This window comes from Lysobacter sp. DMC104 (assembly GCF_056313665.1).
In genome coordinates this window covers 92,846-116,248 of sequence record NZ_JBQUZW010000003.1, presented here as the reverse complement: position 1 = coordinate 116,248, position 23,403 = coordinate 92,846, and the positions used below count along the sequence as shown (strand labels likewise).

19 protein-coding genes are annotated in these 23,403 nt (G+C 70.1%); 8 read left to right on the top strand and 11 right to left on the bottom strand.

From position 1 onward, the window contains the following. Window positions 1–21: 21 nt before the first annotated feature. Window positions 22–1,071 (top strand): P-type DNA transfer ATPase VirB11, encoded by a 1,050-nt coding sequence (virB11, locus tag ACT53R_RS05425; RefSeq protein ID WP_476170826.1) that lies wholly within the window; start codon window positions 22–24, stop codon window positions 1,069–1,071. 60 nt (window positions 1,072–1,131) lie between these two features. Here the strand turns inward: virB11 and ACT53R_RS05420 are convergent, their stop codons facing one another. The 3 genes from ACT53R_RS05420 to ACT53R_RS05410 all read right to left on the bottom strand — a co-directional run bounded on the left by ACT53R_RS05420 (window position 1,132) and on the right by ACT53R_RS05410 (window position 5,854). Then, entirely contained in the window at window positions 1,132–1,671 is a 540-nt protein-coding gene (locus ACT53R_RS05420) for a SixA phosphatase family protein (protein WP_476170825.1), read from the bottom strand. Then, the gene (gene mfd, locus ACT53R_RS05415) at window positions 1,668–5,165 is read right to left on the bottom strand and encodes a transcription-repair coupling factor (RefSeq protein WP_476171119.1); all 3,498 of its coding nucleotides are present in this window, start codon (window positions 5,163–5,165) and stop codon (window positions 1,668–1,670) included. The genes ACT53R_RS05420 and mfd overlap by 4 nt, the downstream gene beginning before the upstream one ends. Window positions 5,166–5,278: 113 nt before the next feature. After that, on the bottom strand, window positions 5,279–5,854 hold the full coding sequence (locus tag ACT53R_RS05410) for a GNAT family N-acetyltransferase (protein ID WP_476170824.1): 576 nt from the start codon (window positions 5,852–5,854) through the stop codon (window positions 5,279–5,281). A 146-nt stretch (window positions 5,855–6,000) separates the two neighbouring features. Here ACT53R_RS05410 and ACT53R_RS05405 point away from each other — a divergent pair, with 146 nt between their 5' ends. Continuing rightward, entirely contained in the window at window positions 6,001–6,915 is a 915-nt protein-coding gene (locus ACT53R_RS05405; RefSeq protein WP_476170823.1) for a cation diffusion facilitator family transporter, read from the top strand. 30 nt (window positions 6,916–6,945) lie between these two features. Here the strand turns inward: ACT53R_RS05405 and ACT53R_RS05400 are convergent, their stop codons facing one another. Beyond that, window positions 6,946–7,803 carry a 23S rRNA (adenine(2030)-N(6))-methyltransferase RlmJ gene (locus tag ACT53R_RS05400; protein WP_476170822.1) on the bottom strand — a complete coding sequence of 286 codons (858 nt, stop codon included), beginning with the start codon at window positions 7,801–7,803 and terminating at the stop codon, window positions 6,946–6,948. 101 nt (window positions 7,804–7,904) lie between these two features. Between ACT53R_RS05400 and creB the strand changes: the two genes are divergently transcribed. The 6 genes from creB to ACT53R_RS05370 all read left to right on the top strand — a co-directional run bounded on the left by creB (window position 7,905) and on the right by ACT53R_RS05370 (window position 13,623). Then, on the top strand, window positions 7,905–8,612 hold the full coding sequence (creB, locus tag ACT53R_RS05395) for a two-component system response regulator CreB (protein WP_476170821.1): 708 nt from the start codon (window positions 7,905–7,907) through the stop codon (window positions 8,610–8,612). A 9-nt stretch (window positions 8,613–8,621) separates the two neighbouring features. Then, the gene (gene creC / locus ACT53R_RS05390; protein ID WP_476170820.1) at window positions 8,622–10,076 is read left to right on the top strand and encodes a two-component system sensor histidine kinase CreC; all 1,455 of its coding nucleotides are present in this window, start codon (window positions 8,622–8,624) and stop codon (window positions 10,074–10,076) included. A 233-nt stretch (window positions 10,077–10,309) separates the two neighbouring features. Continuing rightward, window positions 10,310–11,704, top strand: a complete 1,395-nt coding sequence (gene creD, locus ACT53R_RS05385; protein WP_476170819.1) for a cell envelope integrity protein CreD — start codon at window positions 10,310–10,312, stop codon at window positions 11,702–11,704. Between the two features lie 14 nt (window positions 11,705–11,718). Beyond that, complete coding sequence (locus ACT53R_RS05380; protein WP_476170818.1) at window positions 11,719–12,036, top strand: hypothetical protein; 318 nt, start codon at window positions 11,719–11,721, stop codon at window positions 12,034–12,036. 91 nt (window positions 12,037–12,127) lie between these two features. Continuing rightward, complete coding sequence (locus ACT53R_RS05375) at window positions 12,128–12,742, top strand: GNAT family N-acetyltransferase (RefSeq protein ID WP_476170817.1); 615 nt, start codon at window positions 12,128–12,130, stop codon at window positions 12,740–12,742. Further along, window positions 12,739–13,623: a carbon-nitrogen hydrolase family protein gene (locus tag ACT53R_RS05370; RefSeq protein ID WP_476170816.1), complete on the top strand. Its 885-nt coding sequence runs from the start codon at window positions 12,739–12,741 to the stop codon at window positions 13,621–13,623. Before ACT53R_RS05375 ends, ACT53R_RS05370 begins: the two co-directional genes overlap by 4 nt. 111 nt (window positions 13,624–13,734) lie before the next feature. On the opposite strand, the gene ACT53R_RS05365 is transcribed toward ACT53R_RS05370, so the two are convergent. The 7 genes from ACT53R_RS05365 to ACT53R_RS05335 form a co-directional block, all read right to left on the bottom strand. Continuing rightward, entirely contained in the window at window positions 13,735–14,289 is a 555-nt protein-coding gene (locus ACT53R_RS05365) for a phosphatase PAP2 family protein (RefSeq protein ID WP_476170815.1), read from the bottom strand. Further along, a complete protein-coding gene (locus ACT53R_RS05360; RefSeq protein WP_476170814.1) occupies window positions 14,249–15,430 on the bottom strand; it encodes a glycosyltransferase family 4 protein in 1,182 nt (393 codons plus the stop codon). The genes ACT53R_RS05365 and ACT53R_RS05360 overlap by 41 nt, the downstream gene beginning before the upstream one ends. Before the next feature lie 134 nt (window positions 15,431–15,564). Beyond that, window positions 15,565–17,100, bottom strand: coding sequence for an exopolyphosphatase (ppx, locus tag ACT53R_RS05355; protein ID WP_476170813.1), 1,536 nt, complete (start codon window positions 17,098–17,100; stop codon window positions 15,565–15,567). Between the two features lie 141 nt (window positions 17,101–17,241). Further along, window positions 17,242–19,371 carry a polyphosphate kinase 1 gene (gene ppk1 / locus ACT53R_RS05350; RefSeq protein WP_476170812.1) on the bottom strand — a complete coding sequence of 710 codons (2,130 nt, stop codon included), beginning with the start codon at window positions 19,369–19,371 and terminating at the stop codon, window positions 17,242–17,244. Beyond that, window positions 19,368–20,708 carry a phosphate regulon sensor histidine kinase PhoR gene (gene phoR, locus ACT53R_RS05345; RefSeq protein WP_476170811.1) on the bottom strand — a complete coding sequence of 447 codons (1,341 nt, stop codon included), beginning with the start codon at window positions 20,706–20,708 and terminating at the stop codon, window positions 19,368–19,370. Before phoR ends, ppk1 begins: the two co-directional genes overlap by 4 nt. Window positions 20,709–20,748: 40 nt before the next feature. Further along, window positions 20,749–21,438, bottom strand: coding sequence for a phosphate regulon transcriptional regulator PhoB (phoB, locus tag ACT53R_RS05340; protein WP_476170810.1), 690 nt, complete (start codon window positions 21,436–21,438; stop codon window positions 20,749–20,751). A gap of 133 nt (window positions 21,439–21,571) precedes the next feature. After that, complete coding sequence (locus tag ACT53R_RS05335) at window positions 21,572–23,152, bottom strand: M48 family metalloprotease (protein WP_476170809.1); 1,581 nt, start codon at window positions 23,150–23,152, stop codon at window positions 21,572–21,574. Window positions 23,153–23,403 lie beyond the last annotated feature (251 nt).

Genomic DNA, 23,403 nt, shown 5'->3' with positions numbered 1-23,403 from the left:
CCGCAAGCCGACCGCAGCCCCATGGACATCGACAACTCACCGATCGCCAACGTCTCCAATGACTTCCTGGAATACCAGTACAGCGTGCTCGGCATCCTCGAGTACATGTCCTCGCCGGAAGTGACCGAAATCTGCATCAACCGTCCGGGGGAGCTGTATCTCGAAACCACCTCGGGCTGGAAGCACATCGAGGTCCCGTCGCTGACCTTCGAGCGTGCCCGCCAGTTCTGCACCGCGGTGGTGAACGAGAGCAACACCGGCCAGCGCATCACCGACGTCGACCCCGTGGTGTCGCTGACCTTCCCGACCGGTCAGCGTGCGCAGTTCGTGATTCCGCCGGCCTGCGATTCGGGCAAGGTCTCGATCACGATCCGACTCCCGGCCAAGCGCACCTTCACGCTGCAGAACTACGTGGACAGCGGCTTCTTCAAGCAGATCCTCGAAGGTGCGCCGGAAGTCAGCGACCTCGACAAGGAACTGCTGGCGCTGCGTGCGGAGCGCAACTACGCCGACTTCTTCAAGAAGGCGGTGCTGTACAAGAAGAACATCGTCGTCGCCGGCGCCACCGGCAGCGGCAAGACGACCTTCATGAAGTCGCTGGTGGGCCATATCCCGCACGAAGAGCGCTTGGTCACGATCGAGGACGCCCGCGAACTCTTCATCGACCAGCCGAACATCGTGCACCTGCTGTACTCGAAGGGCGGCCAGAGCGCGAGCAACGTCACTGCGAAGAGCTGCATGGAGGCCTGCCTCCGCATGAAGCCCGACCGCATCATCCTGGCCGAGTTGCGCGGCGACGAAGCGTTCTACTTCATCCGAAACTGCGCGTCGGGCCACCCGGGTTCGATCACCAGCTGCCACGCCGGCAGCACGGCGCAGACCTGGGACCAGCTGGCGCTGATGGTGAAGGCCTCGAACGAAGGTTCGGGCCTGGAGTTCTCGGTCATCAAGCGCCTGCTGATGCTGACGATCGACATCGTCGTGCACATCAAGGCGCATGCCGGCAAGCGCTACATCACCGGCATCGACTTCGACCCGAGCCGTTCGCTGGGTCTCGCCGGCGCAGGCTGACCGGCGCAGTCCGAAGCGGTTCGATCGACGAAAGGCCCGGCATTGCCGGGCCTTTTCCGTTCAGTAACGACTTTCCTCGAGCGTCGCGGTGCCATCCGCCGCGATGCGGATCTCGATGCGGCGATCGAATTCGTCCTCGCGCATGGGCGCGACCGTACAGACGCACAACGCCGACGCGATCGCCGGCACGGTGTTGCTGTGGCCGATGACCAGCAACGTGCCCGACGCATGCGTCGCCCGCAGCGTGGCCGCGAAGGCGTCGGCCGGCATGCCTGCCTCGTAGGTGCGTACGGGCACGCCGTGCGCTTCCGCCGTCGGCTGCGCCGTGGCCTGCGTGCGCCGATAGCCGGTGGCGTAGACGGCCGTCACCGGCACGCCATCGAAGGAGGCCGCGAGCCGTGCGGCCCGCGCACGCCCGACGTCGCTGAGCGACGGATCCTTCGGATCGTCGGTCGCCTTTTCGGCATGCCGGACCAGCACGAACGCCAGCGTGGCCTGCGATGCGGCAGGTGCATCGCTCGTCGCGACATGCGAGGTCGCGCACCCCGCGATCGATGCGAATGCCGCCATCATCACGCAGGGCAGTGTCCGTCGCTTCATGAGGCCGGCGCCAGCGTGGTGAGCAGGCCGCGCGCCGCGCGGATGCGTTCGGCGGGATCTGGCAGATCCAGCGTGATGCGCAGCTTGTCCGGGCCGTCCATGCGGTAGTGCTTCGGCTGGCCCTGGATCAGGCGGATCACCGACATCGGGTCGACCGACGGCTTCTCGACGAACTGGATGCGTCCGCCGGCGGGACCGAGGTCGAACTTGCGGATGCCCAGCGCGGTCGCCGACAGCTTCAGTTCGGCGACGGCGAACAGCAGCTTCGCCGGGTCGGGCAGCAGCCCGAAGCGATCGATCATCTCGACCTGCAATTCGCGCAGGCGTTCGGGATCGCGCGCGCTGCTGATGCGCTTGTACAGCGTCAGGCGCGCATGCACGTCGGGCAGGTAGTCCTCCGGGATCAGCGCCGGCGCATTGAGTTCGACCTCGGCGCCGCGCTGTTCGTCCAGCTCCAGGCCGAGCGCGTCGACGCCCGGCAGCTTGCCCTGGCGGATGCTGCGCACCGCGCGCTCCAGCAGTTCGGTGTACAGCGAGAAGCCGATCTCGGCCATCTGCCCACTCTGGTCCTCGCCCAGCAGCTCGCCGGCGCCGCGAATCTCGAGGTCGTGCGTCGACAGCGTGAAGCCGGCGCCGAGTTCGTCCATCGACGCGATGGCATCGAGGCGCCGGCGCGCGTCGTCGGTGATGTTGCGTCCGTCGGGGATCACGAGATAGGCGTAGGCGCGGTGGTGCGAACGGCCGACGCGGCCGCGCAACTGGTGCAACTGCGCCAGGCCGAACTTGTCGGCGCGGTTGATGACGATGGTGTTGGCGTTCGGGATATCGATGCCGGACTCGATGATCGTCGAGCACAGCAGCACGTTGAAGCGCTGCTTGTGGAAGTCGAGCATCACCTTTTCCAGCTCGCGCTCCGGCATCTGGCCGTGGGCGATGCCGATGCGCGCCTCGGGCACCAGCGTTTCGAGTTCGCGCTGCATGCGGCCGATGCTCTCGACATCGTTGTGCAGGAAATACACCTGGCCGCCGCGCGCCAGTTCGCGCTGGAACGCCTCGCGCAGCTGCGCGTCGTCCCACGGCACGACGAAGGTCTGCACCGCGAGCCGGTGCGCCGGCGGCGTCGCGATGATCGACAGGTCGCGCAGGCCGGTCATCGCCATGTTGAGCGTGCGCGGGATCGGTGTCGCGGTCAGCGTCAGCAGGTGCACGTCGGCGCGCAGCGCTTTCAGCGCTTCCTTCTGGCGCACGCCGAAACGCTGCTCCTCGTCGACGATGACCAGGCCGAGATCCTTGAACTTCACGTCGGACTGCAGCAGGCGATGGGTGCCGACGATGACGTCGATGCGGCCGTCGGCGACCTTCTCCAGTTCGGCCTTGATCTCTTTCGTCGACTTGAAGCGCGACAGCACCTCGACCTTGAGCGGCCAGTCGGCGAAGCGATCGCGGAAGTTGCGGTAGTGCTGTTCGGCCAGCAGCGTGGTCGGCACCAGCACCGCGACCTGCTTGCCGGCCATCGCCGCGGCGAACGCGGCGCGCACCGCGACCTCGGTCTTGCCGAAGCCGACGTCGCCGCACACCACGCGGTCCATCGGCCGCGACGAGGACAGGTCGCGCAACACCGCTTCGATCGCGGCGAGCTGGTCGGGCGTTTCCTCGAACGGGAACGTCGCCGCGAACGGTTCGTACACGCCGCGGTCGACGTCGAGCGCGAGGCCGGCGCGGGCGTGGCGCTTGGCCTGGATTTCGAGCAGCTCCGCGGCGACGTCGCGAACCTTCTCCGCGGCCTTCTTCTTCGCCTTGGTCCACGCTTCGCCGCCCAGCGAATGCAGCGGCGCGGTGTCGGGCGAGGCGCCGCTGTAGCGGCTGACGAGGTGCAGCTGCGTCACCGGCACGTACAGCCGGTCGCCCTTGGCGTATTCGATGTCGAGGTATTCGCCGGTCTGGCCGCCGGCCGACAGCGTGATCAACCCGCGGTAGCGGCCGACACCGTGGTCCTCGTGGACGACCGGCGCACCTTCGGCGAGTTCGCCTAGGTCGCGGATGATCGCTTCGGGCTCGCGTCCCGCACGGCGGCGACGACGCGGCTGGGCGGCGCGCTCGGGGAACAGCTGGCGTTCGGTGACGACCAGCCACGGCGTGGCGTTCGCGGTGTCGCCGTCGACGCCGAAGCCGTTGTCCAGCGGCGCCACCGCGATGCACAGCGTCGCGCCGGCGACGGTCGGTGCGAGGAAGTCGGGGAAGCCGGCGATCACCTGCGGCTTCAGGCCGCCGCTGTGCAGCGTGTCGAGCAACGCCTCGCGTCGCCCGGCGGAGTCCGCGGCGATCAGCACGCGGCCCGGATATGCGTCCAGCAGCGACTGCAGTGCGGCCGCGGGCGCGGCGTCCTTCATCATCAGCGGCAGGTCGGGCGCGGGCTGCACGCCGAGCGGCAGCGCGTCGTCGCGACGCGGATGCGCGTCGCCGCAGACCTCGATGCGGCGACCGCGGTTCAGGCGTTCGCGCAGCGCGTCCGGCGGCAGGTACAGGTCGTCCGGCGGCAGCAGCGGATGTTCGATGTCGTGCCGGCGCTGCTCGTAGCGCTCGCCGGTGCTGCGCCAGAAGTGGTCGGCCGCTTCCTGCACGCCGTCGCCGAGCAGCGGCAGCGCTTCGGCGTCGAGGTAGTCGAACAGCGTCGCGGTCTGCGTGAAGAACAGCGGCAGGTAGTACTCGATGCCCGCCGGCGCCAGCCCGGCCTTCAGGTCCTGGAACAGCGCGCTGCGGCGGGTGTCGATGTCGAAACGGTCGCGCAGTGCGTCCAGCGCGCGGCGCAGCGCGTCGCCCTCCAGCGGCACCTCGCGGCCTGGCAGCATCTGCACCGACGCGTACCGGTCCAGCGAGCGCTGCGACTCCGGATCGAAGGCGCGGATCGATTCGATCTCGTCGTCGAGCAGTTCGATGCGGTAGGGCTCGTCGGCGCCCATCGGGTAGACGTCGAGCAGGCCGCCGCGCACCGCGAAATCGCCGGGATCGAACACCTGCGGCACGTTGCGGTAGCCGGCGCCTTCGAGCCGGCGTTTCTCGGCGTCGAGGTCCAGTCGCTGGCCGACCTTCACGTCGAAACTGCCGCCGACCACGTGCGAAGGTGGCGCCAGTCGCTGCATCAGCGTCTGCACCGGCACCACCACCACGCCGCGCTTCAGCGTCGGCAGCCGGTGCAGGGCGGACAGGCGCTGCGAGACGATGTCCGGGTGGGGGCTGAAGCGGTCGTAGGGCAGGGTTTCCCAGTCGGGGAACAACAGCACCGGCAGCGTTTCGTCGGCGCCGATCAGCGTGCGCAGGTCCTGTTCGAGCTGGTGCGCCGACTGGTTGTCGCGGGCGACGGCCAGCAGCGGTCCTGCGTGCGTGCGGGCGACGCGGGCGATCGTCCAGGCGAGTGCGCTGGCGCTGGCGGGCATGCGCCACCACGCGCGGGTCTGGCCTGCACGTGGCAACAGCGAAACGGCAAAGGCATCCATCGATGCGGTCATCGATACGGTCTGGGCGCAGGACGGGGGCGGACAGGGTAGCCGTGCGGGGAGGACGCGTCATCCCGCGCAGGCTGCACGCAGCGATCCGCCGGCAGCCGTCGTCACGGTCGATCGTCGCGGGGATCGGCGCGCCCGGCTGGGGCGGTTTGCAGCTCCAGCACCACCCGCACCAGCCCCGGCGTGTCGGCGGTCTCGCGGTGGAAGCCCAGCGAGTGCGCCAGCCCCAGCATCGCGGTGTTGTGCTCCAGCACCTCGCCGTACAGCCTCCGCAGTTGCTTGCGCCGCGCCCAGCGCACCAGCCGCAGCATCAGCAGGCGGCCCAGGCCCATGCCGGCGATGAAGTGGCTGACGAGGATCGCGAACTCGGCGTCGCGGGTGCCCGGGGCGATGGCGACCCGGGCGACCGCGCCGATCAGCGCCTGGCCGGGCGGCAGGGGCTCGGCCGCGACGAGGGCGAACTCGCGCTCCGGATCCGGCCGGGTCAGGCGGGCGGCGGTCTCGGGGGTGAGTTCCTTGATCGCGTAGAGGAAGCGCTGGCGGACCTCGTCCGGACGCAGCAGGGTGAAACCGGCGCGCAGGGGCTCGGCGTCCTCGGGCCGGATCGGCCGGATCAACAGCTCGCGGCCGTCGAGCAGCTGCTTGTACTCGTGCCAGGGCGGGAGGCGGTCGCGCTTCACCGACGCATCTTCGCACAGCGGGAATGACGGAAAGCGCCAGTCGTCGGACACCGGGCGAAGCGCACGGGACGGCCGGGCGACCTGCGTCCTCGCCCGCAAGTGCCTGTTAAACTTGTCGTTTCGCATCCAGTCAAGGAACCCCCCCGATGTCCGCCGGCGGCGACTCCACCCGTGCCATCCTCTTCGCCCTCGGCGCCAACTTCGCGATCGCCTGTTCCAAGGGCGTGGCGGCGTTCTTCACCGGTTCCGGCGCGATGCTGGCCGAGACCGTGCACTCGCTGGCCGACTGCGGCAACCAGCTGCTGCTGATGCTGGGCATGAAGCAGTCCCGCCGCGCGCCTTCCGCGGACTATCCGCTGGGCTACGGCAAGGCGATCTACTTCTGGTCGTTCCTCGTCGCGCTGATGCTGTTCAGCGTCGGCGGCATGTATTCGCTGTACGAAGGCCTGCACAAGCTGCGCCACCCCGAGCCCCTGCGGCAGTGGTGGTGGGCGGCCGGCGTGCTGGTGTTCGGTCTGGTCGCCGAAGGCATGTCGATGCGCGCCTGCCTGCAGGAAGTGAAGAAGGCCCGCGGCGATCGCTCGCTGTGGCAGTGGTTCCGCGAGAGTCGCCAGGCGGAGCTCGTGGTGATCTTCGGCGAGGACCTCGCCGCGCTGATCGGTCTGGCGCTGGCGCTGGCGGCGGTGATGCTGACCGTGGTCACCGGCGATCCCCTCTGGGACGCGTTGGGCACGCTGGCCATCGGCCTGCTGCTGGTGGTGGTGGCGGTGTTCGTGGCGATCGAGGTGAAGGCGCTGCTGATCGGCCAGAGCATGGACCCCGATCGCGAACAGGAACTGCGCGGCTTCATCGCCGCCCGTCCGGAAGTGGCCGGGGTGATCAGCCTGATCACGCTGCAGCTGGGCAACGAGGTGATGCTGTCGGTGCAGGCGCGGATGGCGCCGGCCAGCAGCGCGGACGATCTGATCGAGCGCATCAACACGGTCGAGCGCGCGGTGAAGCAGCGCTTCCCCGAAATCCGCTGGAGCTTCTTCGAGCCGGACAACAAGGGCCAGGACTGACCTCGGTCGATCGTTCCGGCATCCGGCCGCTCAGGCCGGCGCGCGCAGCCACTCGGTGCGCGCGCTGGCGCCGGCCTCGCCCAGCGCGTCACGCAGGGCTTCGCAGGCGGCACGCGCGGTCGCATCGAACTTCCAGGGCGCGTTGAGCACCACCAGCCCGCTGCCGTTCATGCGCAGCGGCGAATCGTCCGGGCGAACGCACAGCTCGCACAGCAGCGCGGATTTCGCGTCCAGCGCCGCGACCGCGCGCCGGAACGGCTGCAGCGCGGCGCCGACCTTGATCGGATACCACAGCGCGATCACGACCTGCGGCCAGCGCGCGAGCGCATCGCGGATCGCCGCCAGCGCGATGTCGAATTCCGCCAACTGCGCTTCGTAGGGCGGATCGATCAACACCAGCCCGCGGCCGAATTTCTGCCCGTCGACCTTCGGCGGCAGCAGCGCGCGCATCGCCGCGTAGCCGTCGCGCACGTGCACGCCGACGCGGGCGTCGCTGCCCAGCGCGCGCTTGAGCAGCGCCGCGTCGTCCTCGCGCAATTCGCAGCAGGCGATCCGGTCCTGCGCGCGCAGCGCATGCGCGAGCAGCCACGGCGAGCCCGGGCAGGCGTCCTCGCCGCAGGCGGCGCGGCAGGCGTGGACGGCGTCGAGGTAGCGCGCCACCGCGGGATCGGCCGGCGGCGTGGTCAGCAGTCGCAGCAGGCCGCCTTCGGCCTCGCCGGTGCGCTGCGCGGCGTCGTCGCCCAGCGCGTACACGCCGGCGCCGGCGTGGGTATCCAGCGCGAACAGCGGCCCCGGCTTCACGGTCAGGGCGTCGCACAGCGCCAGCAGCAGCACGTGCTTGAGCGCATCGGCATGGTTGCCGGCGTGGAAGGCGTGGCGGTAGTTCATGCGCGGGCGGCAGGTGCGGGGCAGGGCGGTCGGGACGTCATGGTAGGCCAAACCCGCCGCGCGGACCGCCTACAATGCCGGCGTCCCCACGCGATGCGCCCATGGCCGCGACCTCCACCCTCCTCGTCGTCGAAGACGAAACCGCGATCGCCGACACCGTGCTCTATGCGCTGCGCGCCGAGGGCTTCGCGGTGGAACACATTGCCCTCGGCAGCGCCGCCGTGCCGCGGCTGCGCGCCGGCGGCATCGACCTGGTGGTGCTCGACGTCGGCCTGCCCGACATCACCGGCTTCGAGGTCTGCCGCGCCATCCGCGCCTTCAGCGAGGTGCCGGTGATCTTCCTCACCGCTCGCGACGGCGAGATCGACCGCGTGGTCGGGCTGGAACTCGGCGCCGACGATTACGTGGTCAAACCCTTTTCGCCGCGCGAACTCGTCGCCCGCGTGCGTGCACGCCTGCGCCGCCGTGCGCAGGCCGATGCGTCCGCGTGGCGCGCGCACGGCACGTTCGCGATCGACCGCGAGGGCCGGCGCATTCGTTATCGGGAGCGTGCGCTCGACCTCACCCGCTACGAGTACGGCCTGCTCGAAGCGCTGCTGCAGCGGCCCGGCGCGGTGCTGTCGCGGGCGCAGCTGATGGACCGGGTGTGGGCCGATGCGATGGAGAGCGGCGACCGCACCGTCGACACCCACGTGAAGACGCTGCGCGCCAAGCTGCGCGCGGTCGACGACGCGCTCGGCCTGCCCGACGAGGATCCGATCCGCACCCATCGCGGCCTCGGCTATTCGCTCGAGACCGGCGAGCGCTGAGCGACGCGCATGCGCATCGGCCTCCGCATCCTGCTCGGCTACTTCCTGATCGTCGCGGTGGCCGCGCTGCTGCTGGGCCGCGTGTTCCTGCAGGAAGTGAAGCCCGGCGTGCGCCAGGCGATGGAGGACACGCTGGTCGACACCGCCAACCTGCTCGCCGAACAGGCGGCGGACGACATGCTCGCCGGCCGCATCGACGACGGCCGCTTCGCCGCGCACGTGCGCGCGCTGACCGACCGCGACCTCGGCGCCGACATCTGGGGCTTTAGGAAAAGGCGGGTCAGCACCCGCATCTACGTCACCGACGCGCGCGGCATCGTCGTGTTCGATTCCGACGGCCGTGATGTCGGCAAGGACTATTCGCGCTGGAACGACGTCTATCTCACGCTGCGCGGGAAGTACGGCGCGCGCTCGACGCAGACCGACCCGAACGACGAAACCTCGTCGGTGATGCATGTCGCTGCACCGATCAAGCAGCGCGGTACCGACGGCGACCGCATCATCGGCGTGCTCACCGTTGCCAAGCCGAACCAGACGATCGCGCCGTTCATCGCCCGCAGTCAGGAGGTGATCCTGCGCTGGGGCATCGTGCTGCTGGGCGTGGCGCTGGCGATCGGCCTGCTGGCGGCGTGGTGGCTGTCGCGCCAGCTCGGCGCGCTGCGCCGCTACGCCGACGCCGTGGCCGCCGGCGAACGCGCCAGCCCGCCGGAGAGCGCCGGCGAGTTCGGCGACCTCGGCCGCGCGCTGGAAACCATGCGCGCGAAGCTGGAAGGCAAGCAGTACGTCGAGCAGTACGTGCATGCGCTGACCCACGAACTGAAGAGCCCGCTGGCCGCGATCCGCGGCAGCGCCGAACTGCTGGAATCCGCCGGAGGCGCGATGCCCGAGGCCGACCGTACGCGCTTCGTCGCCACCATCCATGCGCAGAGCGAGCGCATGGCCGAGATGATCGACAAGCTGCTGGCGCTGGCGGCGGTGGAGCACCGGCAGCGGATCGAACAGCCGCAGCGGCTGGACCTGCGCGCGATCGTCGACGAAGCGGCCGAGCGCATTGCGCCGAAGTTCGCGCAGCGGTCGCTGCGGCTGGAGATCGACGAGGACGAGGCCGCGCGCGGCGCTCGCGTGTCCGGCGATGCGTTCCTGCTGCGGCAGTCGCTGCTCAACCTGCTGGAGAACGCGGCGGATTTCGCGCCGCCCGGCAGCGTGGTCGAACTGCGGTTGCGGCGCGAGGGCGACGTCCTCGTCATCGACGTGCTGGATCGCGGTCCGGGCGTGCCCGACTACGCGCTTGATCGCGCGTTCGAGCGCTTCTATTCGCTGGCCCGCCCGGCGGGCGGCAGCCGCAGCAGCGGGCTGGGGCTGTGCTTCGTGGCCGAAGCCGTCGAACTGCACGGCGGCAGTGCCGCCCTCGGCAATCGCGAGGGTGGCGGCGCGGTCGCGTCTCTGCGCCTGCCCATCGCCTGAGGCGGTTCCCGGGTGTCGGTAGAGCGGCCTGACCAGCCATTCGGCTGTTGAAGACCAGGCCGCTGCTTTTTTCGGCGTGTCGAAAAGCAGCGGCCTGAAGGCCGCTCTACCGAAAGTAGCGTCCGCGTCCGGGCGTTACCACGCGACCGGCTTCACCTTCGCTTCACGCAAGCGCCATCGCGACCCCGCGCGGCCTGCCGAGACTGGCCCCGTTCCCAACCACGGAGGCCACGATGCGCCTGCTCTTCAAGACCCTGATGGTGGTCGGCATGACCATCCTGCTGCTCGTCCCGCTGATGATGATCCGCGGCACCATCGACGAACGTCAGTCCTACCGCGACGAGGCGGTCCGCGCCGTCGCCCGCACCACTGCCGGTGCACAGTCGCTGGTCGGCCCGGTGCTGGTGGTGCCCTACGTCCCGACGATCGAGGTCGAGGAGAAGAACAAGGACGGCGTGGTCGTCCGCAAGGTGAAGAAGGACGGCGAGCCGGGCCAGTGGGTGTTCTTCCCCGAGACGATGGACGTGAAGGGCACGATCACGCCACACAGCAAGTTCCTGGGCCTGCACGAAGTGCGGACCTACGAGCTGAAGGACGTCACCGCCGCCGCGTTCGAGGCCCGCATCCCGGCCGATGAAAACGCCGAGCTGCCGGTGAAGATCGGCGAGCCGTGGCTGATGTACGGCATCGGCGACGTGCGCGGCCTCGTCGGGTTGCAGAAGCTGCGCGTCGATGGCGCCGAAGTGGCGCTGGAGCGCGGCCTCGGTGCGCGCGACGGCAGCGGCCTGCATGCGCGGCTGATGGCGCCCGCGGCCGGCACCGTGATGAAGTTCGCGACGACCCTCGAATTTTCGCTGGAAGGCACCGAGACCCTTGCGGTCGCGCCGATCGCCCAACGCAACCGCATCGTGCTGGATTCCGCTTGGCGTCACCCGCAGTTCAACGGCTCGTTCACGGCGCGCAAGCAGTCGATCGGCGATGCCGGCTTCCACGGCGAGTGGGAAGTCTCGTCGCTCGCGACCAACGCGCAGGCACAGTACCTCGGCGGCAAGACGCTGCCCAACCTCGGTGCGATCGGCTATGGCGACGCGGGCGGCGGCGACACCGGACTCGACGTCGTGTCGGTGTCGCTGGTCGATCCGGTCAATATCTACTCGCAGGCCGACCGCGCGACCAAGTACGGCATCCTGTTCGTGCTGCTGACCTTCGTCGGCTTTTTCATGTTCGAACTGATCAAGCAGCTGCGCATCCACCCGGTGCAGTACGGTCTGGTCGGGCTGGCGCTGGCGATCTTCTTCCTGCTGCTGGTCGCGCTGTCCGAGCACATCCCCTTCGGCCAGGCCTACCTCGCCGCCAGCGCGGCCTGCATCGGTCTGCTCGGCTACTACGTCAGCCACGTGCTGCGGTCGTGGCTGCGCGGCCTCGGCTTCACCGCGATGCTGACGACGCTGTACGGCGTGCTCTACGGCCTGCTGATCTCGGAAGACAACGCGATGGTGCTGGGCGCGGGCCTGCTGTTCCTGATCCTGGCCGCGATCATGGTGGTCACCCGCAAGGTCGACTGGTACGCCATCGGCGGCACTGCGGCGCCGGCCCGCGAAACGCCGCCGCCGATGCCGGCCGCCTGAGCGGAGCGCAAGCCATGAAGACGCTGTCCGGGCCCTTCGTCGCGATGCTCTGCGGCCTGTTCTTCGCCACCGCGGGCATCACCAGCTGGACGCTGTACCGCGAGACGCTGCGCCAGGATTGCGGGCTGGTCGAGACGCAGGCCCGGGCGATGGTGATCGAGGACCTGCGTGCGCGCGGCCTGCCGGCGCATGGCCTCGATCCCGCCGCCGAGGCCGGCCTCTGCCGCTTCGACTACCGCTACGCCGGCGACGGCCTCGCCATCGACTACGCGGTGCGTGCGGACTGGCGGCAGGGCGTGACGCTGGCACGCCGGGACAGCGCGGGCCGCTGACCGGCGTGGAATCGAGATGCGAACGCGGCCGCTCCGGGTCCATGCCCGGGCGGCCGCGCCGTTTCCTCGGTGTGGCGTCTAGAATCGGCGCATGACTGTCCCCGCCCTCGACATCCGCCGTTTTTCCGGCGCCGACGTGCGCCGTCACCTCGACGCCGTCGCCGCGCTGCGCATCGCCGTCTTCCGCGACTGGCCGTATCTCTACGACGGCGATCCGGCGTACGAGCGCGAATACCTCGACGCCTACGCCACCTCGCCCGACAGCGTGTTCGTGCTCGCCTTCGACGGCGACGCGGTGATCGGCGCTTCCACCGGCCTGCCGCTGGCCGACGACACCGCCGAATTCCGCGCGCCGTTCGACGCCGCCGGCCTCGACGCGGCGCGGGTCTTCTACTTCGGCGAATCCGTGCTGCTGCCGGCGTATCGCGGGCGCGGCATCGGTCATGCCTTCTTCGATCATCGCGAGGTGCATGCGCGCGCGCTGGCCCGCTTCGATCTCACTGCGTTCTGTGCCGTCGATCGCGCCGACGACGATCCGCGCCGCCCGCCGGGCCATCGCGGCAACGAGACGTTCTGGACGAAGCGCGGCTACGTTCGCCAGCCGGGCATGACCGTGCGCCTGCACTGGAACGAAGTCGATCGCGGCGACATCGAACACGGGCTGACGTTCTGGACGCGGCCGCTTGCGCAGGAGACACCCGCATGAAGATCGCGGTCGCAAAGTATCCGATCGACGCACCGGCCACGTTCGACGCATTCGCCGACAAGCAGGCGCGCTGGATCGCCGAAGTCGCCGCGCTCGGGGCGCGCGTCGCAGTGCTGCCCGAATACCTGTCGCTGGAACTGGGCGCGACGTTCGCCCAGGACGTCGCCGGTGACCTGCACGCGTCGCTCGCGGCGATCCAGCGCCACCGCGCGGCATGGATCGACCTGTTCTCCGGGCTGGCGCGCACGCACGGGCTGTACCTCGTCGCCGGCACGTTCCTGCTGGACGTCGGTGGCGGACGCCATCGCAATCGCGCCGATCTGTTCACGCCCGACGGCGGTCATGCCTGGCAGGACAAGCTGCAGCTCACGGGTTTCGAGAAAAAGACCGGCGTCATCGACGGCGGCGACGCCCTGAAAGTGTTCGAGATCGACGGCGTGCGCGCCGGCATCGCGATCTGCTACGACATCGAATTCCCGCTGCCGGTGCGCGCGCAGTGCGAAGCCGGCGCGCGGCTGCTGCTGGTGCCGAGCTGCACCGACACCGCCGCCGGTGCGACCCGCGTGCGCGTGGGCTGTCTCGCACGCGCATTGGAGAACCGCGCCTTCATCGCGAAGGCGGTGACCGCCAGCGAAGCGCCGTGGAGCCCCGCGCTCGACGTGAACACCGGCGAGGCGACGCTGTATGCGCCGATGGACGTCGGCCTGCCCGCCGACGGCGTGCTCGCGATCACCGATGCGCCGTCCGGCTGGGCCTGCGCCGACTGCGACCCGCATGCGCTCGCCGACAGCCGCACGCAGGCGCAGGTCGCTAACGATCGCGATTGGGCGGGGCAACTGGTGCCGGCGTTGCGGCAGGCGCTGGTCGAATCGCTGCGCTGAGGCGTGATCTTGACGGGTAGAGCGGCCTTCAGGCCGCTGTCCATTCAAAGGCACGAACATGTGGCAGCGGCCTGAAGGCCGCTCTACAGAGGCAAATCCCAAGAGGCGACCTCACACCAGCAACCCCACTACATCCTCCCGCACCCACAACGACCCCGCCGCCAACGCACTGCCGAGCCCCGTCGCGGCAAGCACGTCGCTCGGGTAATGCAGGCCCAGCACCACGCGCGAGGCGGCGACACTCGCGGCGAAGGGAATCAACAGCCACGCGAGCGCGGGTACGTAGGCGAGGGTGACGACGGTGAAGGCGACCGCGTGCAGCGTGTGGCCGGACGGGAAACTGAATTCGTCCAGCGGCGCGACGCGGGCGCGGATGCGCAGGTCGGCGGCGCAGGGGCGCGGGCGACGCGTGCCGGCCTTCAGCGCCTTGTAGAGCACCAGCGACACCGCGCCGACGACGATCATGTGCAGCGCCGCGGCGCGTCCGGTGACGCCGCCGAACAGCGCCAGCATCGCCATCAGCGCGTACCAGAACACGCCGTCGCCGAGGCGGCTGACGATGGCGAAGAAGCGCAGCGTGGTGCGCCGGTCGCACAGCGCGTTGGCACGCAGGCACCAGTGCGATTCATTCGCCCGCAGGCGATGCCGCAGCGAGACGGGGTTCATGGGTCGGCTCCGCATGGGCGTGGGCGAGGCGTTGCAGGATCGCGTCGAAGTCCGCGGCGACACGTTCGGGGCGCAGCATCGAGACCGCGTCGCGCGCGGCGAGCCGCATGTGCGCGCGCAGCGCAGCATCGGTGGCGATGCGCACGGCGGCGTCGACGAAGGCGTCGTCGGCATGGTCGTCGCGATCGTCCACCGCGGCGCCATGCTCGCCGTCGCGCAGGCATTCGCGCGCCGCGCCGTAGTCGAAGGCGACGGTCGGAACGCCGCTGGCCATCGCTTCCAGGGTGACGTTGCCGTAGGTCTCGCTGCGGCTGGGGAACAGGAACAGGTCGGCGCTGGCGAAATGCCGCGCGAGTGCTTCGCCGCGCTGCATGCCGCAGAAGACGAAATCGGGGTGCTCGCGTTCGAGTCGCGCGCGTTCGGGGCCGTCGCCGACCCAGACGAACCGTGCCGACGGCAGCGCGCGCTGCAGGGTGCGGAACGCGCGCACGGCGAGGTCGAGGTTCTTCTCCGCGGCGATGCGCCCGACATGCACGACCGCGAGGTCTTCCGCGCGCAGGCCCCACGCGGCGCGCAGGGCGTCGTCGCGCCGGTGCGGATGGAAGTGCGTGGTGTCGACCGCGCGTGCGAGCCGCGTCGGGTGCGCGAACCCGAGGCCGCGCAACTCCTCGCGCAGGGCTTCGGTCGGCACCAGCGTCGCCTGCCCGGCGTTGTGGAAGCGTCGCATCCACGCCAGCGCCACCGGCGCCATGAACGGTGCGCCGTAGTCGCGCATGTAGCGGTCGAAGCGGGTGTGGAAGCCGGTCGCGACCGGGATGCGCAGTGCACGCGCCGCGCGCAATGCCGACCACCCCAGCGGGCCTTCCGTGGCCACGTAGATCGCGTCCGGGCGCTGGAAATGCCAGGCGGCGACGAGCTTGTCCGTCGCGGGCAGGCCGAACCGCAGGCCGGGGTAACGCGGCAGCGGCAGGCCGGCGACGAGCCGTTCGTGCTTCGCGGGTCGCTGTCCGCGGCGTTGCCGCGGGCGGATCAGTTCGACCGCGTGTCCGCGCGCGCGCAGGCCTTCTTCCAGGCTCTGCACGGTCAGGGCGACGCCGTTGATCTCGGGGGCCCAGGTTTCGGTGACGATCGCGTAGCGCATGCGCGGACTCCGGTTTCGGAGAGTCTGCGCGGTGACGATGAAACGCCGGTGGCGACGGGATGTACCGACGGTGGCGCCGCCGTGACGGCGCGATGACGGCGTGTGCGACCGGCGCGTGCCGGTCGCATCACCGCTCAGGCTTCGAGTCGCAGCTCGATGCCGAGGCCGGCCATGCCTTCGGGTTCGTGCATGAGGTCGGAGAGCAGCAGCGGGCGTTCTTCCAGCCAGGTCGGCGACAGCGCGAGCGCGAGGCTGGCGTTGCCGCAGCGCAGTTCGAGCCGCGGGATGGTTTCCGCCTCGTGCGAACGATGTAGCAGCACCGCCAGCCGCAGCAGCGCGGCGCAGCGGCGCGCGGGCGCCAGCAGGCGGTCGGGCAGCGATTCGAGCAGCTTGTTGGAGACGTTGCGGCGATGGTTGCGCACCAGCGCGGCAAGGAACAGTTGCTGCTGGCGCGAAAAGCCGGCGATGTCCGAATGTTCCAGCACGTAGGCGCCGTGCACGTGATACTGACTGTGCGCGATCGCGAGGCCGAGTTCGTGCACGCGCGCGGCCCACATCAGCATGCGCCGCTTGTCTTCGCCGAGGTTCCAGCGCGGTTCGACCTGGTCGAACAGGCGCAATGCGGTGTCTTCGACCCGTTGCGCCTGCGCACGGTCGATGCCGTAGCGATGCATGAGTGCGTCGATCGAGGCGTCGCGCGGATCGTCGGCGCCGCCGCGGCCGATCATGTCGTACAGCACGCCTTCGCGCATCGCCGCCTTGCTGACCAGCATGCGCTTGAGCCCCAGCGTCTCGAACGCGGCCTCCAGCACCAGCACGCCGCCGGCGATGATCGGTCGGCGATCCTCAGGCAGGCCGGGCAGGTCGATGGCGTCGATGCGGTCGGCGGCGAGCAGCCGCTCGCGCACCACCGGCAGCGCTTCTGCAGTGATCCCGCCCTTGGTGAGTTTCATCGCCGCACAGATCTCGCCGATCGCCTTGTTCGTGCCGGACGAGCCGATCGCTTCCTGCCAGCCCAGCGCGCGGTACAGGCCCGCGAACTGCTGGAACTCGGCCTCGATCTCGGTCAGCGCTTCCTTCCAGCGCTTCTTCGACAGTTTGCCGTTCGGGAAGAAGCGGCGGGTGCTGGCGACGCAGCCGATCTGCAGGCTCTCGCGTTCGATCGCGTCGAAGCCGGAACCGATGATGCATTCGGTGGAGCCGCCGCCGATGTCGATGACCAGCCGGCGCTGCGCCGGCTTCGGCGGCTGCGCGTGGGCCACGCCGAGGTAGATCAGGCGCGCTTCCTCGCGGCCCGACACCACTTCGATGCCGTGGCCGAGCGCGCCTTCGGCTTCGGACAGGAACACCTGCGGCTGGCGCAGCGCGCGTACGGTATTCGTGGCGATCGCGCGCACCGCGTGCGGCGGGAAGTCGCGGACGCGTTCGCCGAAGCGGGACAGGCAGTCCAGTGCGCGCTGGCGCGCCTCGGGCGAGAGGCCGCCGCGTTCGTCGAGGCCATCGGCCAGGCGCACGGTCTCGCGCAGGCGGTCGATGGTGCGCAACTGGCCCAGCACGTTGCGGGCGACGACCATGTGGAAACTGTTCGAGCCGAGGTCGATGGCGGCGAGCAGGGCGCCTTCCTGCAACGGAAGGGCGGGCGCGCGGCCGGAGGCGGCGGATCGATTCAAGCGGGGGCCTTCTGGGGGCAGGCCGGCGCGTACGCCGGCGAATGCCGCGCAGACTACCAACACGCCGGCCTGAACGGAACCGTTTTCAGACCCTCGACGATGGTCGGATCGACGACGCGATCCCGGTTTCGATCGATGCCGTCAAAGGCCGAGCACGCCCAGCAGCGTCGCCTGCGCCGAATGCGGCGGATGCGCGTCGTCGGGCACGATCCGGCGATAGCTGCCGTCTGCGGTCAGCTCCCAGGCGTTGAGCGTGTCGCGCAGGTAGTTGTCCAGCGATTCGGTCTTCACCCGCTTCGCCAGCTCGGGGTCGAGGATGGGGAACCCCGTCTCCACCCGGCGCAGGAGATTGCGCTCCAGCCAGTCGGCGCTGGAGCAGAACAGCTCCGGCGCGTCGTCGTTGGCGAACCACCACACGCGGCTGTGTTCGAGGAAGCGGCCGACGATCGAGCGCACGCGGATGCGCTCCGACACGCCGGGCAGGCCCGGGCGCAGCGTGCAGGCGCTGCGCACGATCAGGTCGATCTCCACGCCCGCCTGCGAGGCGGCATACAGCGCACGGATCACCTGCGGCTCGTTCAGCGCGTTCATCTTGGCGATGATCCGCGCCGGTTTGCCCGCGAGGGCGTGCGTCGTCTCGCGTTCGATGCGCTTGAGCACGCCGGCGTGCAGCGTGAACGGCGATTGCAGCAGGCGCCGCAGCTTGATCGCCGGGGCGAGGCCGGAGATCTGCTGGAAGATCTGCTGCACGTCGCTGCCGATGTCGGGATTGGCGGTGATCAGGCCGAAGTCGGTGTAGGCGCGCGAGGTGCCGGCGTGGTAGTTGCCGGTGCTCAGGTGCGTGTAGCGGCGCAGCGTGCGGCCTTCGCGGCGCACGATCAGCAGCATCTTGGCGTGGGTCTTGTAGCCGACCACGCCGTAGACCACCTGCACGCCGGCGTCCTGCAGGCGATCGGCGAGGCGCAGGTTGGCTTCCTCGTCGAAGCGCGCGCGCAGCTCGACCACCACGGTCACGTCCTTGCCGTTGCGCGCGGCCTGGATCAGGTGTTCGACGATCGGCGAATCGCGGCCGGCGCGATACAGCGTCTGCTTGATCGCCAGCACGTTCGGATCCTCGGCCGCCTGGCGGATGAGGTCGAGCACCGGCGAGAACGCGTCGAACGGATGGTGCAGCAGCAGGTCGCCGGCGGCGACGCGCGTGAACACCGATTCGCCTTCCAGCGGATTGCGCGCCTGGAACGGCGGGAACTTGAGGTCCGGGCGACCCTCCAGGTCGTACACCTGCACGACGCGGTTGAGGTTGACCGGGCCGTTGATGCGGTACACCGCGTTCTCGGGCAGGTCGAAGTTCTGCAGCAGGAAATGCACGATGTCCTGCGGGCACTGCTCGGCGATCTCCAGCCGCACCGCGCGCAGGTAACCGCGGCCCAGCAGTTCGTCGCGCAGCGCGAGCGCGAGGTTCTCGACTTCTTCCTCGTCGACGATCAGTTCGGAATTGCGCGTGACCCGGAACTGGTAGGCGCCCTTGACCTTCATCCCCGGGAACAGTTCGCCCACGAACTCGGACAGGATCGACGACAGGAACACGTAGTCGTGGTTGCGGTCGTCCGCGGCGTCGTCGCCGGGCACGCGGATGATGCGCGGCAGCGAGCGCGGCGCACGCACGATCGCCAGGTGCGCCTCGCGGCCGAACGCGTCGCGGCCTTCCAGCACCACGACCACGTTCAGCGACTTGTTGAGGATCTTCGGGAACGGATGCGACGGATCCAGCCCCAGCGGCGAGAGCACCGGCATGATCTCGTCGAGGAAGTACTGGCGCAGCCACGCGCTCTGCGCCTCGGACCACTGCTCGCGCTGGAGCAGGCGCACGCCGGCGTCGAACAGCGCCGGGCGCACGTCCTCGTAGAAGCAGCGGTACTGCTCGCGCACCAGTTCGGCGGCGCGATCATGGATGCGCTTGAGCAGGCTGGCGTGCGGGATGCCGTCGGCCGCCAGCGGCATGCCGAAGTCCAGCGCATGGCGCACGGTGGCGGCGCGGATCTCGAAGAATTCGTCGAGGTTGGTGCAGGAGATGCACAGGTAGCGTAGCCGCTCCAGCAGCGGCACCGACGGATCCTGCGCCTGCGCCAGCACGCGGAAATTGAAGTCGAGCTGCGACAGTTCGCGATTGAGGTACAGCCCGGTGTCGCGCAGCGGATCGGCGTCCTGCACGGCCTCGGGGGCGGGCGTCTGCGGGCGGACGGGCGGGCGTTGCGAACGGCGGGGACTCATGCGGATTCGTCGGAATGGGCGTTGGCGGGGAAGGTCTCGCGCGCACGGACGCGCTCGCGGCCGAAGCGGCAGGCGAAGCGGCTGCCGCGCCCGACCTCGCTCTCGATCTCCAGCCGCGCCTGGTGCAGGTTCAGCACGTGCTTGACGATCGACAGGCCGAGGCCGGTGCCGCCGCTCTCGCGCGAGCGGCTGGTGGAGACGCGGTAGAAACGTTCGGTGATGCGCGGCAGGTGCGAGGCGGGGATGCCGTAGCCGGTGTCTTCCACCGCCAGCGACACGCCGCCGTCACGCTCGGGCAGGAAACGGATCCGTATCTGGCCGCCGGCCGGGGTGTAGCGGATCGCGTTGCTGACGAGGTTGGAGAACGCGCTGTGCAGTTCCTTGGTCGAGCCCCAGAGGTCCACGCCCGCGGCATCCTCGACCGTGACGGTGTGCCGGCGCTGGCTCAGCGCCTCGGCCTCGCGCCGCAGCGAGGCCAGCATCGACGGCATCGACACGGTTTCCTCGGGCAGCGCTTCCTGCGCCTCCAGCCGCGACAGCGTGAGCAGGTCCTCGACCAACTGGGTCATGCGCTGCGACTGCCGCTGCATCTCGCCCAGCATCGGCGCCCAGTCCGGCTTGTCCTCCGGATCGAGCATGTCGAGGTAGCCGTGGACCACGGTCAGCGGCGTGCGCAGCTCGTGCGAGACGTTGGCGACGAAATCGCGGCGCATCTGTTCCAGCCGCATCATCTTGCTGACGTCGCGCGCGACCAGCAGCCACAGCTCGTCGGAATAGGGGATCAGGCGCAGGCTCAGGCGCAGGTCCGGATGCACCGGCGAGGGCGTGTCCGTCAGCGGTTCGGCGTGGCGGCCGGCGGCCAGCCAGTGCGCGACCGGCAGCGGCTGCAGGCGATCGCCCAGCGAGGCCCCGAGGTCGCGCGGGTAACGCAGGCCGAGCAGGCGGGTCGCGGCCTCGTTGAACCACTGGATGCGCTGGCTGTTGCGTTCGACTACCACGACGGCGTCGGGCATCGCGGTCGCCGCGGCGCGGTAGGCGCGGAGCATGGCGATCAGGCGCCGTTTGCGCCCGCGGACCTCTTCCTGGCGGCGATGCAGCAGGCGGTCGAGCTGGTTCCAGACGCCGCCGCCGTCGGGCGGGAGCTCGCGCTGGCGGGCGGTCAGTCGCAGCAGCAGCCGGCGGAGCTTCCAGTAGTGCCAGGCGACCACGCCCAGCGCGGTCGCGGTGAGGACAGGCCACGGCTGGCCGACCGCGAGGCCCAGCACGAGCCCGGCCGCCAGCACCAGCGCCAGCTGGCCCAGGGTCCTGAACCACGCGGAGCGGGCGTCGGTCGGCATCCGCGCAGTCTACCGGCAATCGTCGTCGGGACCGGCGGGCTCAGAGCGTGGCGGAGAAGCGGTAGCCCGCGCCGCGCACGGTCTGCACCATGCCGTCGAGCTGCACCGGCTCCAGTGCGCGCCGCAGCCGGCGGATGTGCACGTCGACCGTGCGCTCCTCGACGTAGGTGTTGCCGCCCCAGACATGGTCCAGCAGCTGGTTGCGGGTGTAGACGCGCTCGGCGTGGGTCATGAAGAAATGCAGCAGGCGGTACTCGGTCGGACCGATCTGCACCTGGGTCTCGCCGGCGAACACGCGATGCGAGGCACCGTCGATACGCAGGCCGCCGACCTGGACGCTGCCGTCCTCGTCGTCCTCGCGGGCGCGTCGCAGCACGGCGCGGATGCGGGCCAGCAGCTCGCGCGCCGAGAACGGCTTGACCACGTAGTCGTCGACGCCGGCTTCCAGCCCGCCGACGCGATCGTTCTCCTCGCCGCGGGCGGTGAGCATGATGATCGGGATCTCGCGGGTCAGGGTGTCGCGGCGCCAGCGCCGCGCCAGTTCGAGGCCGCTGGTGCCGGGCAGCATCCAGTCGAGCAGGATCAGGTCGGGCACGCGCTCGGCGATGGCGGCCTGGGCTTCGCGGGCGTCACCGGCGTGGATCGGTTCGTACTCGCCCTTGCGCAGGGCGAAGGCGACCATGTCGCGGATCGCGGGTTCGTCGTCGACGATGAGGATGCGCTTCTGCATGGGCTGCGGCGTGGTCCACTGCGGGGGAAGGCCGGTCGCTGGGGGCGCGACCGGGCGCAGGGCACAGTAGACGACACTTTTGTGACCGGACGGTGACGACGGAAGCCCCGCCGCAACATGCCCGGAAACGGGCTCAGAGCCGGCGTTCGAGCTCGTCGTCGCGAACGCCCTGGCGGCGCAGTTCCAGCACGGACGGCGTGATTTCCGCGATCCGCGCCTCGATCCGGGCGCGGGCGTAATAGTCGACCTCGGGCCGCTTGAGCAGCGTGTTCAGCTGGACCAGCGCGCGTTCCGGGCGACCATTGAGCACTTCGGCCTCGGCATACGCTTCGCCGGCGCGGACCGGGTCGCCGGCCACCTCGCAGGCGCGGGCGAAGGTCTGCTGGAAGATCGGGTCATCCTTCGCCGAGACCAGCAGCGGGCGCAGCACGGCCTGCGCGCGACGGCCCGATTCGACGTCGTTGCGCTCGGCCAGCATGCGGGCGTAGCTGAGGCTGCCGGCGCGGTGCTTGGGCATGCGCGCGAGCAGGGCGTCCATCCGCTTGTCGGCGGCGGCGAAATCGCCGGCGTGCGCTTCGGATTCGGCCATCGCGATCACCACCCACGGGTCGTTCGGGTGCCCGGCCAGCAGCGCGAGCAGTTCCTTCCTCGATGCGGGGTAGTCGCCGTTGCGGTCGTGCGCGAGTGCCAGCCCGTAGCGTTGGGCGTCGGTCAGCGGCTTCGCCTGACGCATGCGCTCGTACTCGCGCACGGCCTGCGCCGGGGTGTCGGCGCTGAACACGCGGATGCGCTCGCGCGCCCAGCCGAACTGCACGTCATCGGCGCCACCGGGGGCGCCGGTCACGCGCAGCCCCGGCGGCAGCAGCGGGTTGCTGCCGCCGACGCCGCCGGCGTCGAACGACGGCGGTTTCGCCGCCAGCGTCTCGGCACGGGCCTTGGCTTCGCTGATGCGGGTGGTGGTGACGGGGTGGGTCTGCAGGTAGCCCGGGGTGCGTTCGCGCTCACCGCCCTGGTTCACGCGGGAAATCGCCTGCATGCGTTCGAACATGCTGACCATCGCCTGCGGGTCGTAGCCGGCGCGGACCAGCGTCTGGATGCCGAGGCGGTCGGCCTCGGACTCGTTGGAGCGGGTGTAGTCGATCTGGCGCTGCTGCATCAGCGCCTGCGCCGAGGCCAGCGCCGCCATCGAGGCATCGCCCGAGGAATTGCCGCCGGCCGACTGCGCCACCGCGATCGCGCCCAGCATCGCCAGCAGGATCGGCACGCTGTCCTTCTGCGCGCGCTCGGCGGCGCGCAGCACGTGGGTCTGGGTGACGTGCGCGACCTCGTGCGCGAGCACGCCGGCCACCTCGTCTTCGCTCTCCGCCGCCAGCACCATGCCGGCGTTCGCGCCGACATAGCCGCCGAGCGTGGCGAAGGCGTTGAACTGGCGATCGCGCAGCAGGAAGAAGGTGAACGGCTGCTGCGGCTTGTCGCTGGACGCCGCCAGCCGGTGGCCCACCGACTGCAGCCAGCCGTCGATCAGCGGATCGTCGAGCACGTAACCGTAGTGGCGCAGCTGCGCCAGCATCATGCTGCCGTACTCGGCCTGCTTCGCCGGGTTGAGCAGTTCGTTCGCGGACGATCCGATGTCCGGCAGCTTCGTCTCCTGCGCCGGGGCGACGGCGGCGGCGAGCGCGAAAGTGAGGGCGGCGAGGGCGACCGGCAGGCGCATGGGACGATCCAGGGCGGAGATTGCCGCGACAGGATGACGCCTGCGGCCAACGCAGGCGTGAATGCGTTGTTAATCCGGCCGGGCGGGCCGGGTCGCCCGCGCACCGTCCGCCCAGACCGTGCCCTCTCTTCGGTGGATCGTAGTGTTGCCTGTCCACCGGCGGCGTCCGGCTGGAAATGGCCGGAACCGCCCCCCATCATGCCCCGTCCGCCGCCAACGCCGGCGTCTTGTCGCCGCGAGGAGCCCCGCTT

Bases quoted from the DNA above. Each gene is read 5' to 3' on its own strand.
- virB11 (WP_476170826.1), top strand. From the start codon at position 22: ATGGACATCGACAACTCACCGATCGCCAACGTCTCCAATGACTTCCTG.
- ACT53R_RS05420 (WP_476170825.1), bottom strand. From the start codon at position 1,671: ATGAAGCGACGGACACTGCCCTGCGTGATGATGGCGGCATTCGCATCG.
- mfd (WP_476171119.1), bottom strand. From the start codon at position 5,165: ATGGATGCCTTTGCCGTTTCGCTGTTGCCACGTGCAGGCCAGACCCGC.
- ACT53R_RS05405 (WP_476170823.1), top strand. From the start codon at position 6,001: ATGTCCGCCGGCGGCGACTCCACCCGTGCCATCCTCTTCGCCCTCGGC.
- ACT53R_RS05400 (WP_476170822.1), bottom strand. From the start codon at position 7,803: ATGAACTACCGCCACGCCTTCCACGCCGGCAACCATGCCGATGCGCTC.
- creB (WP_476170821.1), top strand. From the start codon at position 7,905: ATGGCCGCGACCTCCACCCTCCTCGTCGTCGAAGACGAAACCGCGATC.
- creC (WP_476170820.1), top strand. From the start codon at position 8,622: ATGCGCATCGGCCTCCGCATCCTGCTCGGCTACTTCCTGATCGTCGCG.
- creD (WP_476170819.1), top strand. From the start codon at position 10,310: ATGCGCCTGCTCTTCAAGACCCTGATGGTGGTCGGCATGACCATCCTG.
- ACT53R_RS05380 (WP_476170818.1), top strand. From the start codon at position 11,719: ATGAAGACGCTGTCCGGGCCCTTCGTCGCGATGCTCTGCGGCCTGTTC.
- ACT53R_RS05375 (WP_476170817.1), top strand. From the start codon at position 12,128: ATGACTGTCCCCGCCCTCGACATCCGCCGTTTTTCCGGCGCCGACGTG.
- ACT53R_RS05370 (WP_476170816.1), top strand. From the start codon at position 12,739: ATGAAGATCGCGGTCGCAAAGTATCCGATCGACGCACCGGCCACGTTC.
- ACT53R_RS05365 (WP_476170815.1), bottom strand. From the start codon at position 14,289: ATGAACCCCGTCTCGCTGCGGCATCGCCTGCGGGCGAATGAATCGCAC.
- ACT53R_RS05360 (WP_476170814.1), bottom strand. From the start codon at position 15,430: ATGCGCTACGCGATCGTCACCGAAACCTGGGCCCCCGAGATCAACGGC.
- ppk1 (WP_476170812.1), bottom strand. From the start codon at position 19,371: ATGAGTCCCCGCCGTTCGCAACGCCCGCCCGTCCGCCCGCAGACGCCC.
- phoR (WP_476170811.1), bottom strand. From the start codon at position 20,708: ATGCCGACCGACGCCCGCTCCGCGTGGTTCAGGACCCTGGGCCAGCTG.
- phoB (WP_476170810.1), bottom strand. From the start codon at position 21,438: ATGCAGAAGCGCATCCTCATCGTCGACGACGAACCCGCGATCCGCGAC.
- ACT53R_RS05335 (WP_476170809.1), bottom strand. From the start codon at position 23,152: ATGCGCCTGCCGGTCGCCCTCGCCGCCCTCACTTTCGCGCTCGCCGCC.